This window comes from Clostridium sp. HMP27 (assembly GCF_000765165.1).
Taxonomy (GTDB): Bacteria; Bacillota; Clostridia; order Clostridiales; family Clostridiaceae; genus Clostridium_AK.
Map to the genome: position 1 here is coordinate 1 of NZ_JMFY01000044.1, position 15510 is coordinate 15510.

A 15510-nucleotide genomic window follows, 5' to 3' on the forward strand; every position below is an offset into this window, starting at 1 on the left:
TCCTGAGCCAGGATCAAACTCTCAATTTAAAAGTTTAATCTGTTTCGCTCATCGCGTTTCTTAACATTTAACCGTTAAGTAATTGACTGGTTTCTATTCTCTGTTCAATTTTCAAAGACCCTGTCGCTCCAAGCGACTTTTATATAATAACATTTCTGTTTCTTCTTGTCAACAGCTTTTTAAAATCTTTTTTTAAATCTTTGCCGACTTATTTGTCGTTTGTTTTGACGACATGTGTTATTGTATCATACTTGTCCAACGCTATGTCATATCCATGGTTTACCATACCTAATTATCCATTAAAACCTCATAATTCCTCATCTTTTCTCTATTTTTAATGTATAGACACATCCGAGTCTGTTGAAGGTGATTTAACCTGTTATCATATAAAAAAGCCAGCATCTCGCTGACTTTCTTAAGAACTCATTAATTATAATCCGTTTATTATTTCTTTAAACTTATTTCCTCTAACCTCAAAATTAGGGAACATATCAAAACTTGCACAAGCCGGAGACAAAGTTACAATATCTCCTTCCTTGGCTTCATCCCTTGAAACCTTTATGGCTTCTTCAAAAGATTCTACCATTATAATTCGAAGTGGCATATTGTTTTTCTCTATAACCTTTTGAAATGCTTCCCTTATTTTATTTTTGGTCACTCCTAATAGTATTAGTGTTTTTATATATGGATATCCTTCTTCCGCTAAAATATCAAAAGATATCTTTTTATCATATCCACCAGCTATCAATATTACAGGTCTTCCAAAGGCTTTCAAACCCGCTAGTGTTCTAGTTGGGCTAGATGCTATTGAATCATTATAATATTCAACTCCATTTAACTCCCTTATAAACTCCATTCTATGTTCTACACCTGCAAATGTAGTAGCTACCTTTTTCATAGTTTCTAACGATACATCTTCATAGACACAACAAAATGCGGCTAATAGATTTTCTATATTATGCATACCCTTCAACTTCACTTCATTTTTAAAGCATACTTCTTTTCCCATAACATAGAGTTTATCATTATAGTAATATGCTCCTTTATCTACTTTATCGCTTATACTAAAAAGAAAAACCCTACCCTTTGCTTCATTTACCATATCTCTAGTAATGCTGTTATCTCTATTTAAAACCAATAAATTATCATTTGTTTGATTTAAGTATATATTTTTCTTTGCATTTATATATTCTTCCATACCATTATGCATATCTAAATGATTAGGTGACAAATTTGTTATAAGCGCTACTTCCATATTCTCATGAATAGTCATAAGTTGAAAGCTTGATAATTCTAAAACTACTCTATCTTCTTTACTAATTTCTTCTATCTTAGAAAACAAAGGAGTTCCTATATTTCCTCCCACCCATGTTTTATAGCCTTGTTCACTTAACATTTTATATATTAGTGTTGTAGTAGTAGTCTTTCCATCACTTCCTGTAACCCCATATATTTTTCCAGGGCAATATTTTACAAACTCTTCCATTTCCGACGTTATATATGCACCCTCACGCTTAGCATCTAATAGTTCAGGGCTATCTATTCGCATAGATGGAGTTTTAAATATAACTTCATATCCTTTAAGCTTTGTTAAATAATCTTTTCCAACAACTAATTTTACTCCCTTTGTCTTTAAACTTTCTACTATTTCTCCAAGCTCAGCTTCGCTTTTCTTATCAAAAGCTGTTACCTTAGCATTCAATTTTACTAATAAATCTATTAACGGTCTATTACTTACACCTATCCCTACTACAGCAGTTTCTTTTCCTTCTATAAATTTCTTAAACTCATCAAATTGTCTATTCATTATTTACCTCCATGCATAATTTCTATATTAAATTATATCACTTTTCTTCTTCTATAATTATATGTCCCTAAGCAATTCAATGTCAAAATATATACAAATTTATATAAAATTCATCAGCAATTCATGTCGAAATTGTAAGAAAATACTTAATTTAAAGACTTTATTATCAGGTATTGCAAAATTATATATATATGCTATACTAATATTGTGCCGTAAGGAAACATTAATATAATTCCCCAAGTTTTAATTGAACATATAACATATCCCCATGATTAAACCCTATAATTGCCGGAGTTATTCCGGCACTTTTTTTATTTAATTTTATATATGGTTTTTTATTATATCAATATAAATCAAAAGCTACGACAAATGTCGCAGCTTTTTTTGATTTATATATTAAAATTATATATTAAAATTTAACTTTTTCTGAAATGAAGTTAATCAACTCATCAACTTTTATTCTATGCTGTTCCATCGTATCTCTATCTCTTATTGTAACAGTATTATCTTCTAAAGTATCATAATCTATAGTTATACAATATGGAGTTCCTATTTCATCTTCTCTTCTATATCTCTTTCCTATACTTCCTGCTTCATCATAATCTACATTAAACTCTTTTCTTAACATATCATAGATCTCTGTAGATTTATCGGATAATTTCTTTGTTAATGGTAATATTGCAGCTTTAAAAGGAGCTAGTGCCGGATGTAAATGTAGTACTGTTCTCTTATCTCCGCCTTCTAGTTCTTCTTCATCATAAGCATCTACAAGAAATGCTAGTGCAACTCTATCTGCACCTAAAGAAGGTTCTATGCAATAAGGAACATATTTTTCATTAGTGGTTGGATCTAAATAAGTTAAATCTTCTCCCGAATGCTTCATGTGCTGTTTCAAATCATAGTCAGTTCTATCAGCAACTCCCCATAACTCTCCCCAGCCAAATGGGAATAAGTACTCTATGTCAGAAGTTGCATTGCTATAGAATGAAAGCTCTTCAGCAGAATGATCTCTCATTCTTAAGTTTTCCTTATTCATACCTAAGTTTAATAGGAAATTCCAGCAATAATCCTTCCAATATTTAAACCATTCCAAGTCCGTTCCTGGCTCGCAGAAGAATTCTAATTCCATCTGCTCAAATTCACGAGTTCTAAATGTAAAATTACCTGGAGTAATTTCATTTCTAAAGGACTTACCTATTTGGGCAATTCCAAAAGGCACCTTCTTTCTGGAAGTTCTAAGCACACTTTTAAAGTTTACAAATATACCTTGAGCCGTTTCTGGTCTTAGATATATTTCTGATTTAGCATCATCAGTTACTCCTTGAAATGTCTTAAACATAAGATTAAACTTTCTTATATCTGTAAAGTTCTTTTCACCACACTTAGGACATACTATATTATGCTTATCTATATATTCTTTTAACTCTTCATTAGTCCATCCATCTGCACTGGCTACTTCCGCGCCTTGCTCTGTCATATGGTCTTCTATTATCTTATCCGCTCTAAATCTTGCTTTACATTCTTTACAATCCATTAACGGATCAGAAAATCCACCAACATGACCTGAAGCTACCCATACTTCTCTATTCATTAATATAGCTGCATCTAATCCTACATTATACGGGCTTTCTTGAACAAACTTTCTCCACCAAGCCTTTTTTACATTATTTTTAAATTCCACTCCCAAAGGACCATAATCCCAAGAATTCGCAAGACCTCCATAAATATCTGAGCCTGGAAAAACAAATCCCCTATTTTTACATAATGCTACAACCTTATCCATGGTTTTTTCAATAGCCATATATATTCCTCCTTTAATTTAAAATATAAAAAAGACTCTACCATAAAGGGACGAAAGTTTCTCTTCCGCGGTTCCACCCTTTTTGGCACAGCCCTGCTTTTCTAATCCTTACACTCCAAAGCTCCATTCATAATAAAACCTTAACTATTCACACCAGCCATAGTCTCTCTTTAAAAACTCTATTACTACTCATCTTTTTCATTGTGCATTATTAAATTACTATATATTTTATCAGATGCATATAATTTGTCAATGCATTTCCCAAAAAATAAAAATGGCTCCGCGAAAAGGATTCGAACCTTCAGCCTATCGGTTAACAGCCGAGTGCTCCACCGTTGAGCTATCGCGGAATATCATTTGATATTATTATAACATATTTTTTATTAATTTCAACCACTTTTATAAAATTTTTCATAAAATTATGGGAAATCATGAAATAATTTAAACAAGAAACATATGATAACAAAATTAATATAAAAAGCCTATTAAATAAACTTTCTATATTAATTTTTGCCTATCATATATTATTTATCATTAATAAAAACCACTTTATAATTTTTACTACTGATTGTTCATTGGTTTCATAGTTGGAAATAGTATAACATCCCTTATAGATGCAGAATTTGTTAAGAACATAGTCATTCTATCTATACCTATTCCAAGCCCACCAGTTGGAGGCATACCTATTTCTAGAGAATTTATAAAGTCATCATCCATCATGTAAGCTTCATCATCTCCTAGTTCTCTTTCCTTAAGCTGTTGAACAAATCTTTCCTTTTGAACTATAGGATCATTTAACTCTGAATATGCATTACATACTTCTCTTCCATATATAAATCCTTCAAATCTTTCAGTAAATGCTTCATTTCCTCTCTTTTTCTTAGTAAGAGGAGAGTTTTCCACTGGATAATCTAATACAAAAGTAGGCTGTATTAGCTTAGTTTCACAAAACTCTTCAAATAACGCTATAAGAACATCTCCCTTAGTGCACTCACTAAGATTCTTCTTAAACTCTAGGTGCTTTTCTTTTGCAATAGCTCTTGCTTCTTCATCATCTTTAATAGCATTATAATCAATGCCAGCATATTCCTTTACTGCATCTACCATAGTAACTCTTCTCCATGGTGGAGTAAAATCTATTTCTGTTTCTTCATACATTACCTTTGTAGTGCCAAGAACCTTTTCACATACATAAGCCATCATATTTTCAGTAATTTCCATCATATCATTATAATCTGCAAACGCTTCATATAACTCTATCATTGTAAATTCTGGGTTATGTCTTACACTTATTCCTTCATTTCTAAAGTTCTTACCCATTTCATATACCTTTTCAAATCCACCTACTATAAGTCTCTTTAAGTAAAGCTCTGTAGCTATTCTTAAGTACATATCTATATTTAAGGCATTATGATGAGTATTAAATGGTTTTGCTGCAGCTCCTCCAGCTATAGGTGAAAGTACAGGAGTTTCAACTTCTAAATATCCTCTGTTATCCAAAAACTCTCTTATAGCTCTTATAATAGCTGTTCTTTTCATAAAAGTATCTCTAACATCTTGATTTATAATTAAATCTACATATCTTTGTCTATATCTTAAATCAGGATCTTTAAGACCATGCCACTTTTCTGGAAGCGGTTTTAAAGACTTTCCAATTAACTGAAAATCCAATATGTGTACAGATACTTCTCCTGTTTTTGTTTTAAATACAGTACCTTTTATAGAAACCCAATCACCTATATCAAAAGTCTTATACTCTTTTAACTTTTCTTCACCAACATCATTTATCTTTATATATAATTGAAGTTTACCATATCTATCATGAATATCAGAAAATCCAGCTTTTCCATGAACTCTCTTAGACATCAATCTTCCTGCTACAGTGACTTCTTTTCCCTCTAACTCTTCATAATTTTCCTTAACTTCATTTGATGTATGAGTTCTTTCTACTTTATATACATCAAAAGGATCCTTACCTGCAGCTTGAAGATCAAAAAACTTTTGTCTTCTTTCTTGAATGAGCTGATTAAACTCTTGTTCCTCATTTACTAAATTCTTTTGTTCATTTGACATTTTTTCATTCCTCCATTAACTTCTTCTTACTGACAAGACCTCGAACTTATTTACGCCATCAGGAACAGCAACCTCTACCATATCTCCTGGCTTTTTGCCAATTAAAGCCCTACCTACAGGAGACTCATTGGAAATCTTGTTTTCTAGAGGATCTGCTTCTGCTGAACCTACTATAATATATTCTACTTCTTCATCAAATTCAAAATCCTTAACCTTTACTATAGTACCTACATTAACAGTATCTGATGGTACTTCACTTTCATCTATAATACTAGCATTCTTTAGCATATTTTCAAGTTGCATTATTCTTCCTTCAACAAAAGCTTGTTCATTTTTAGCTTCATCATACTCGGAGTTCTCACTTAAATCTCCAAAGGAAATAGCTACCTTTATTTTTTCAGTTATCTCTTTTCTTTTTACAGTTTTTAAATACTCTAATTCTTCTTCTAATTTTCTAACACCCTCATAAGTCATTATATACTTCTTTGAATCGCTCATTTTATTCTCCCCTTTAATTTTGCTAAATGCTTTTTTATATATTATTATGATTATACCTAATTTATGCAAAATATATGTAATTCTGTCACTTATCCAATCATTTAAGTAATTATAAAACAGCATTAAATCAATGTCAACTTTTATCCAATGACTTTATTCTATTCTCAACTCTTCTTTATATTGAAGTAATATATCCAATACCCTTTGTGATTCCTTCTCGTTATTTATCATATTTTTTATGTTAGTACAGTTTTTTAATCCCTTTATATACCAGGATACATGCTTTCTCATTTCCCTTACTGCCTTATGTTCCCCATGATAGTAAATTGACCTTTTAAAATGTTCAACACACATATCTATTATCTCGGAAGATGTAGGATACGTTACTTTTTCTCCACAAATTTTTTGTTTAACCTGTCTAAATATCCATGGATTTCCCAAAGCACCTCTTCCTATCATTATGCCATCACAACAAGTTTCTTCTTTAATTCTTAAAGCGTCTTCCGCAGTAAATATATCTCCATTTCCTATCACTGGAATGGAAACCGCTCTTTTTACTTCCCTTATTATATCCCAATCTGCTTTTCCTTCATACATCTGCTCTTTTGTTCTACCATGAACCGTTATAGCATCTACTCCCGCCGCCTCAAGTTCCTTTGCAAACTCCACAGCATTTATACTATTCTTATCAAATCCTTTTCTAAACTTAGCAGTAACAGGCTTATTGGTTTTATCTTTTATAGCCCTAATAATAGATGCTGCTAGTTTGGGATCTTTCATAAGAGCTGAACCATCTCCATTTTTCACTATTTTAGGAGCTGGGCATCCCATATTTATATCTATAAGGCATATATCATCATTTTGATTAAAATATTCCTCACATATATCTGCCATTATATTTGCTTCGTGTCCAAATATTTGTACAGCAATTGGCAGTTCTTTTTCATCGAATCTAAGCATTTCCTTTGTATTTTCACTTTCATAATAAAGCGCTTTTGCACTTATCATTTCAGTATATATAAGTCCCGAGCCCATATCTTTACATAATCCCCTAAAGGCAATGTCTGTAACCCCTGCCAAAGGTGCTAAAAAAACACTATCTTCAAAACTTAAATTTCCTATTTGCATGAAGAAATTAGCTCCTTATTTTTTTCATATATTAATCTTAATCCTTCTAGGGTTAGAAATGGGTCTATTTCATCTATACATTTTGTTTCTTCACTTATTAGCTTAGCTAATCCACCAGTTGCAATTACGTATGGATTTTGCTCTCCAATTTCAGTCATTTCTTTTCTCATTTTCTCAACTATATATTCTACTAATCCACTGTATCCATATATTATTCCAGCCTGCATACTTGTTATAGTAGTCTTAGATATTACAGATGGTGGTTTTACCAATTCAACTCTAGGGAGTTTTGCTGCCCTTTGAAATAATGCTTCTGAAGATATCTTTATACCCGGACATATGGTTCCCCCTAAATAGTTTCCTGATGCAGTTAGTGCACAAAATGTTGTAGCAGTACCAAAATCTATTATTATAGCAGGTCTATTAAATTTTTCATGAACTGCTACTGCATTTACTATTCTATCCGCTCCCACTTCCTTAGGATTATCGTACTTTATATTAATTCCTGTCTTCACTCCAGGCCCTACAATTATAGGTTTTATTTTAAAATACTTCTGTATCATATGTTCTACAGAATACATGATATTAGGCACTACAGAGGAAATTATAACCCCTTCCACATCAGAAATATCTAAATTATTTTGCACAAATAATTGTATAACTTGTATTCCATATTCATCTGCTGTTCTTATAGAATCGGTGGACAATCTCCAGTCTGCAATTAGCTCTTTTCCATCATAAAGACCTAATACCATATTAGTATTACCGGCATCTAGAACTAAAATCAAAGTTAATCACCACTTTCTTAAAATTCATAATGTATTATGTGTATATTGTGTAGTTATTGACGTTTACATACACACAATTATAAGTTAAAAAAGAGCATCTGTAAATTATAAAGTCCAGATACTCCACGGCTTTAACAATAATTACTTCAACTTTTTCATAAAATCAATACTATCTACTATATACCTTATATGTATTCCTTCGCCTATTTTATTTCTTTCGTCCCATGCAGTAACCTTAAAAAATAACTTTTTTCCTTCTATTTTATCAAGCACTGCCTCACATTTAACCCTCATATCTTTTGGAGTAGCTCTTATATGATCCACATCTACCTTTATCCCCACTGTTGTAAGTTCAGAGTTTAAATGTAACCCCACCGAACTCTTTGCTGTACTTTCCATTAGTGCAATCATCGCTGGTGTAGCAAATACAGGCAAGTCCCCAGAGCCATAAAAAATTGCAGTATCTCTATCTGTAACTGTTATTTCAGCAACTGCACTTATGCCTTCCCTTAAATTAAAATCCACTTTATCATCCCGCTTCTGTATAAAATTTTATAACAACAAAATTATTATATCACTAAACCCAAATACTTGGTAAATAATTTAAAAAAACAGAGGTAATAAACCTCTGTTTAATCATTAATTATTATTGAATATTTCTTCAAATTCATTTGCTTCAAGTTTTTCTCTTTCTAATAGAGCTTTAGCTACAGCATGAAGCTTACTTATATTTTCTCTAAGCAATGTTTCAGCTTTATTATATCCACCATCTATAAGCTCTTTTATTTCCTGGTCAATCTTAAAAGCAACTTCTTCACTATAATTCTTAGCTTTACCTATATCTCTTCCTAAGAACACCTCATCATGACCACTTCCAAAAGCTATAGGTCCTAGTTTTTCACTCATACCATAGTCCATAACCATCTTTCTAGCTATGGTACTTGCCCTATCTATATCGTTTTTAGCTCCAGTGCTTATATCCCCTATTATGAGCTTTTCAGCTACTCTTCCACCAAGCAAGCCTACTATCTCATCTAAAAGCTTTGATTTTGACATATATGAACTATCCTTTTCAGGAAGATGCATAGTATATCCACCAGCCATTCCTCTAGGAACTATACTGATTTGATGAACAGGATCTGCATGAGGTAAAAGTTTCATAACCACGGCATGACCTGCCTCATGATATGCAGTGAGTCTTCTGTCATCCTCATCAATTACTCTGCTTTTCTTTTCTGGTCCAGCTATTACTCTTGTAACAGCTTCCTCTAGCTCATCCATACCTATTTCTTTTTTATTTTGTCTAACTGCTAAAAGTGCAGCTTCATTCATTAAGTTTTCTAAATCTGCTCCTGTAAATCCTGGAGTTCTTTTTGCAAGAACATCTAGTTTTACTTCATCTGCAAGAGGTTTGTTTTTTACATGTACTTTTAATATTTCTTCTCTTCCCTTTACATCTGGAGCACCTACTACAATTTGCCTATCAAATCTTCCAGGTCTTAATAATGCAGGGTCTAATATATCAGGTCTATTAGTAGCCGCTATCATTATGATACCTTCATTAACTCCAAAACCATCCATCTCTACTAGTAGTTGATTAAGAGTTTGCTCTCTTTCATCATGTCCCCCACCGAGACCTGCACCTCTTTGCCTACCCACAGCATCTATTTCATCTATAAAAATAATACAAGGTGAATTCTTTTTCGCTTGATCAAATAAGTCTCTTACTCTAGAAGCTCCTACACCTACAAACATTTCTACGAAATCTGAACCTGAAATACTAAAGAAAGGAACTCCAGCTTCACCTGCAATAGCTTTAGCTAGTAATGTCTTTCCTGTTCCAGGAGGTCCTACAAGCAGAACTCCTTTAGGTATTCGCGCTCCCATTTCTATATATCTTTTAGGTTGCTTTAAGAAATCAACTATTTCAGCAAGCTCTGCCTTTTCTTCATCTGCCCCCGCCACATCATTAAATGTAACCTTTTTTCTATCTGGTGCAGCCATCTTAGCCCGGCTCTTACCAAAATTCATTACGCTTCTATTGCCTCCACCACCTTGTGATTGTTGCATAAACATGAACCAAAACACTACAAACATAAGTATTACCAAGGCAGTAGGTAGCCAATTTAGCCACATAGGTGTTCTAGCTGGAAGTGCATATTTTTCTATCACTTCACCGTTTTTATCATGTGTACTCACAAATTCATTAAGTCTTTCAAACGGAACTATAGTTTCATACTGAGTACCATTTTTTAAGTTACCCACAACTGTCATTTTATCTTCTTTAACTTCAAAACTTTTTATTTCATTGTTGATCCAGTGCTTTTGGAATTGATTAAAATTAATTGCTGTTGAACTCTCATTAGTTCTCGCCAAGAATAGCGCAGCAAAGATGACCATTATAAAAACTATAACCCAGGCCGTTGCACTTGAAAACTTTTTATTCATTCCTGGCCCCCCTCTCTTTGTTGTTATATTGTAAAATTGTATCATATCAAATATTTATTTACAATAATATTAGTAGTAATTATTTATAAATTTCTTCCTTTAATATTCCTATAAAAGGAAGATTACGATATTTCTCTGCATAATCTAATCCATACCCAACTAAGAAGAAATCCGGAACTTCAAACCCCATATACTTTGCATTTATTTCAACTCTTCTTCTCTCAGATTTATTTAAAAGACAAGCTATTTCTATACTAGATGCTCCTCTTCCCTTTAGATAATCTACCAGATATCTCAAGGTAATTCCTGAATCAATTATATCTTCTATTAACAGGACATCTTTTCCTTCTATTTCAAAGTCTAAATCCTTTAAAATTCTCACAACACCTGAAGTACTTGTAGAATTACCATAGCTAGAAACAGCCATAAAATCCATAATGCACGGTACTGTTATTTCTTTCATTAAATCAGCCATAAATGGAACTGAACCTTTTAATACTCCTATAAGCATTAAATTCTTATCCTGATAATCCTCACTGATATCTCTACCTAATTCTCTTATCCTTCCCTTAAGCTTTTCCTCACTATAAAGTATTTCTTGAATGTCTTCTCTCATATTTACCACTTTTCTTCCTCACTTTCTAGTTTTATTTTAAGTATTTTATTTGTAGTTTTATCTACTTTAAATTTATCACTTATTCTATAACCTACAATCCATGCTATTTCTTCTCCAACACATATAATAGGTATATCGTCTCTTATAGATTTAGGTACTTTTAAATCCATAAATATATCCTTTAATTTTTTAGTACCTTTCATACCTAAAGGTTGAAATTTATCTCCTTCTTTTCTATATCTAAGACTTATATTACCATTAACCTTTTGATAATCGAAGTATTGTTCCCATGAGTTCTCTCTTACTCTTTCAAGAAACTTTTTATCTAATATACTTGCTTCAATATTAAACTTACCTATTTTGTTCTTTTCATTAAGATGTATTTCGTAAATTCCTAAGTCCCTTTCTATTTCATTTTTATCTTCTTTACTTAATATTATTTCTCCATAATTGTTTAAAGCTCTTATACCTCCAGGAAGTTCAATTTCCTTTCCAGTATTTCCTCTTTGCAGCGATATTACATACTCTACATGTACCCTTTCAAAGTTAACAAGATTTCCTTTAACCACTTCAACTGCTTTTCTAATCATTCTACTAAGCAATGCCTTATGTTCATTAAATGCTTCACTTTTAATTTTAACTTTATTTGGAGTCATAATGCAATATTTTCCAAAAAATTCTTTAGACTTTTTTTCTATGAAGTCATTGTCAACTTTTATATTTTCTCCAAGTCTGTTAACTACCTCTATTATATGCGAATTAAAATTTTCTTTTATATAAGGAATTAATTCCAATCTAACTTTATTTCTACTATATATATTTTGAAGATTTGTTTTATCTATTCTCGGATTAATATTGTTTTTATCACAATAATTTTCTATCTCATCTCTAGTAATCTTTATTAAAGGTCTTATGTATATCCCATCCCTAACAGGTTTTATGCCCTCAAGTCCTTCAAGTCCAGTTCCCCTTATTATCCTCATAAGTATGGTTTCACATTGGTCATTAGCATTATGAGCTATGGCTATTTTATTTGCATCTAGTTTGGTTAAAAGTTCTTGAAAAAAAGAATATCTCGCTTCTCTTCCAGCCATTTCTGAAGATATTCCCCATGCATTAGATAGTTCATCAATATTAACTCTTTTCGAGTAAAATTCAATATTATTCTTCTCGCAAAATCTCTTCACGTATTCTTCGTCTTCATCGGCATCTTTTCCTCGAAGTCCATGATTTAAATGAGCAGCTACAATCTCTATAAAATATGTATTCCTCAAAGTATTTAAAATATGTAAAAGGCACATAGAATCTGGTCCCCCAGAAACACCTACGATTATTTTATCTCCTTTATTAAACATTGCATTTTCCTTAATAGTTTCTATTATCTTTTGTAACATTTTTAACCCTTCCTTAAAAAACTAATATGGATAATTATATCATAAATAAAAAATTAAAAACTAGAATCCCTACAATATAATAAAGGATTCTAGTTTTTAATGAATTTAATATAAATTATAAACCTTAGAAACCACAACAGTCATGTCATCCTTTATTTTGCCTTTACTTAATTCCTTTGCCCTTTTTATGATATTATTAGAAAGTATCTCAGGATCATTTGTATTGTCCTTACTTAAATATTCTACTAACCAATCCGATTTACCCGCTTCTTCATTATCATAATCAAGCACTCCATCACTAACCATTATTATCATATCACCATTTTTAACTTGTTTTTTTATTACTTCTGTATCTACCTTTTCTAACACACCAATAGGAAGACTCTTACAATCCATTGTTTCAATTTTATTTTCCGATTTGATTAAAGTTGCTGCTGCTCCTACCTTTATAAATTCAGCTTCACCTGTATATAAATCTATAGTATTTAAATCTACAGTAGAGAACTTTTCATCCTGGGAAAAATTAATAGTCATAAGTGAGTTTATTGTATTTATAGCCGTTAGTTTATTAAATCCAAGTTTTACAAACTTATTTATCAAATCTACTGCTGCAGAACTTTCCTTTCCTGCTTGAGGACCTGAACCCATTCCATCACTTATCATAGTCAAATAAGTTCCATTATTAACCTTTTGATATAAATAACTATCTCCATTATGTTTTTCTCCGTCTTTACACAATCTAGATACATATGAAGCAACATGAAACTTAGGAGTTTCTTCTAATGTAAAGTTACACGTATTATCCTTAGGATTTATATTGCATCCGTCATCGCTTACGCTCATAATCTTACCAGTAATTGAGTTAATTAGAGGTAAAATATCTTTAACACATTTCTGAGTTCCTCCGCAAGCATCCATAGTCATATTTACGAGCACTCTTCCATCATTATCATTGTAACAAAAAACATCCTTAAATTTAATGTGATTTTTATTTAAAACCCTTGTTATATCATTTTCCATATACTTGTTAAATTGCGTACTTGAATCCATCTCTTCAACTATTTCATTTACAGCAACTGAAATATTTCCGATTTGATTAGATAAGAACTCCCTGCACTCTGCCAATCTCTTTCTCCACATTTCGTTCACGATATAACTTTTTACTATTTCTTCAGTATTTTTTATAAGAAGTGATCTTTTTATACATTTTCTTTCTATTTCATAAGGTACTTTTTCTCTTTTATTTTGATAATTATCTATTAACTCTACAAATGCTGAGTAGGTGTAGAAACTTTCCCTTTTCCAGCACATAGATTTCATATTACAATTACTGCATACTCTATCTGCTAAATTCTCTACTAAAGCACTACTCTTTACCTTCATTTGAAGTTTATCATTATCTGCAAGCCCTGCCAAAGTAGTAGACATGTCCATTAACAATCCAGAGAAGTCTGTTAACTTTGAGTTGAAAATTTCCTTAGTTTTGCTTATATAATTTTCCTTTAGGTTTTCCTGTTTTCTTTCCCAATCTAATTCTAATTCTAATCTATTATAAATTTTTGATGGTATAACATAAAATACTGCTAAGGAAATTAAAGCTTCTTGAAATTGAAACTGAATTCCTATATCAGAATATAATTTTAGTATTAAAAATACTACCATATAAGGTATTCCACTTGCTATTTTGCCCATCTGTTTAAAAACCCCTGCAGTAAGTCCACATAATCCACACATACCAGTAAATGCAACCATATTATTAGTTGAAAGACCTATTATAGTACCTATCGCAATTCCACAAGAAGCTCCTGCACTGCTACCTTTTACATAACCTACTACTAATATAAAAGAAAGAGCTAGTATATTTCTTAAGGATACACCATAAATATTAATACCCCAGGTTCCTGATATAATAAGTGAAGCTGTTACAGCCATACTTATTATTTCTTCACTATTGTAAAGATGTTTAGTTTTTAATTCTTTTATGCATACAATAGAAAACTTCATAATATAATATATTGGAAAGAGAATTGCTGTTTGAATTATAGCATTTAAAAGAGCAATGGAACTAGTAATGTTAAGAATAACTTTACCGTATAATGCAACATTTAAAAATAGCAATATAAAGGCAATAATTATCTTCTTATCTGATTTTATCTTATTAGATATGTAGCTTAGCATTGTTATTACAATTATACTACATAGGTAAACTCCTATGTCCTTTACATTATTATATATAGATAGATATCCAACTAGCGTCCCTAGCGCAGACAATAAAAATATACTCTTATTTTCCAAAATAAAGCATAATAAAAATGCAATTCCAAAAGGTGCCATTGAATTAACCATAAGCACTCTACTTATAAAAAAAGCTGCAATAAAATATACAACTAACTTTAAAGAAGTTGAATAATGAAACGCCTTTCTATTATTTGTATCCTTATTAGATTTTTTGATTCTTTCATACGGAAATATATTTACCCCATACTGCATTATTCCCACCACCCTATATTTTTTCTCAAATTTATTATACCAAAGGCTTCTGGAATTAATTGTCATAAGGTGATAGGTAATTCTAGCTTTTTTAGGACATTTATCTGCTTTATTTATTGAAAAAAAGTCTTATGTGTATTTTTCTTCAATACTTTTACACTTTCTCGCATACAAATATATAAAATAAATATTTTTATGTAAAAATATGGTATTAAAATATTATAAAAAATAAAACAACCTATAAGTTATAACTTATAGGTTGTTTTGGTAGCGGAAATAGGACTTGAACCTACGACACTTCGGGTATGAACCGAATGCTCTAGCCAGCTGAGCTATTCCGCCATATAAAATTTGGTTGCGGGGGCAGGACTTGAACCTACGACCTTCGGGTTATGAGCCCGACGAGCTGCCAACTGCTCCACCCCGCGATATTTGGTGCCGAAGACCGGAATCGAACCGGTACGGGC

At 31.6% G+C, this 15510-nt stretch carries 11 protein-coding genes, 3 tRNA genes and 1 other annotated feature; all 14 genes read right to left on the reverse strand.

Going from position 1 to position 15510, the window contains the following annotated elements:
- Positions 1-430: 430 nt before the first annotated feature.
- Complete coding sequence (murD, locus tag DP68_RS17020; RefSeq protein WP_035311621.1) at positions 431-1807, reverse strand: UDP-N-acetylmuramoyl-L-alanine--D-glutamate ligase; 1377 nt, start codon at positions 1805-1807, stop codon at positions 431-433.
- A gap of 409 nt (positions 1808-2216) precedes the next feature.
- Complete coding sequence (locus DP68_RS17025) at positions 2217-3608, reverse strand: glycine--tRNA ligase (RefSeq protein WP_035311622.1); 1392 nt, start codon at positions 3606-3608, stop codon at positions 2217-2219.
- A 43-nt stretch (positions 3609-3651) separates the two neighbouring features.
- Positions 3652-3819, reverse strand: a binding site (T-box leader).
- A gap of 64 nt (positions 3820-3883) precedes the next feature.
- Positions 3884-3958: transfer RNA gene (locus tag DP68_RS17030), tRNA-Asn, on the reverse strand.
- Positions 3959-4169: 211 nt separating this feature from the next.
- Positions 4170-5681 (reverse strand): lysine--tRNA ligase, encoded by a 1512-nt coding sequence (lysS, locus tag DP68_RS17035; protein WP_035311623.1) that lies wholly within the window; start codon positions 5679-5681, stop codon positions 4170-4172.
- 15 nt (positions 5682-5696) lie between these two features.
- Entirely contained in the window at positions 5697-6179 is a 483-nt protein-coding gene (gene greA, locus DP68_RS17040) for a transcription elongation factor GreA (protein ID WP_035311624.1), read from the reverse strand.
- A gap of 153 nt (positions 6180-6332) precedes the next feature.
- Positions 6333-7307 carry a tRNA dihydrouridine synthase DusB gene (gene dusB / locus DP68_RS17045; protein ID WP_035311625.1) on the reverse strand — a complete coding sequence of 325 codons (975 nt, stop codon included), beginning with the start codon at positions 7305-7307 and terminating at the stop codon, positions 6333-6335.
- Complete coding sequence (locus DP68_RS17050; protein WP_035311626.1) at positions 7298-8095, reverse strand: type III pantothenate kinase; 798 nt, start codon at positions 8093-8095, stop codon at positions 7298-7300. Before DP68_RS17050 ends, dusB begins: the two co-directional genes overlap by 10 nt.
- Before the next feature lie 141 nt (positions 8096-8236).
- Positions 8237-8620: a thioesterase family protein gene (locus tag DP68_RS17055; protein ID WP_035311627.1), complete on the reverse strand. Its 384-nt coding sequence runs from the start codon at positions 8618-8620 to the stop codon at positions 8237-8239.
- A 114-nt stretch (positions 8621-8734) separates the two neighbouring features.
- Complete coding sequence (gene ftsH / locus DP68_RS17060) at positions 8735-10543, reverse strand: ATP-dependent zinc metalloprotease FtsH (protein ID WP_035311628.1); 1809 nt, start codon at positions 10541-10543, stop codon at positions 8735-8737.
- Between the two features lie 79 nt (positions 10544-10622).
- Positions 10623-11159, reverse strand: a complete 537-nt coding sequence (hpt, locus tag DP68_RS17065) for a hypoxanthine phosphoribosyltransferase (protein ID WP_186431221.1) — start codon at positions 11157-11159, stop codon at positions 10623-10625.
- A 2-nt stretch (positions 11160-11161) separates the two neighbouring features.
- A complete protein-coding gene (gene tilS / locus DP68_RS17070; protein WP_035311630.1) occupies positions 11162-12553 on the reverse strand; it encodes a tRNA lysidine(34) synthetase TilS in 1392 nt (463 codons plus the stop codon).
- Between the two features lie 105 nt (positions 12554-12658).
- A complete protein-coding gene (gene spoIIE / locus DP68_RS17075) occupies positions 12659-15043 on the reverse strand; it encodes a stage II sporulation protein E (protein ID WP_035311631.1) in 2385 nt (794 codons plus the stop codon).
- 265 nt (positions 15044-15308) lie between these two features.
- Positions 15309-15385, reverse strand: a tRNA-Met gene (locus tag DP68_RS17080).
- A 10-nt stretch (positions 15386-15395) separates the two neighbouring features.
- Positions 15396-15471: transfer RNA gene (locus tag DP68_RS17085), tRNA-Met, on the reverse strand.
- Positions 15472-15510 lie beyond the last annotated feature (39 nt).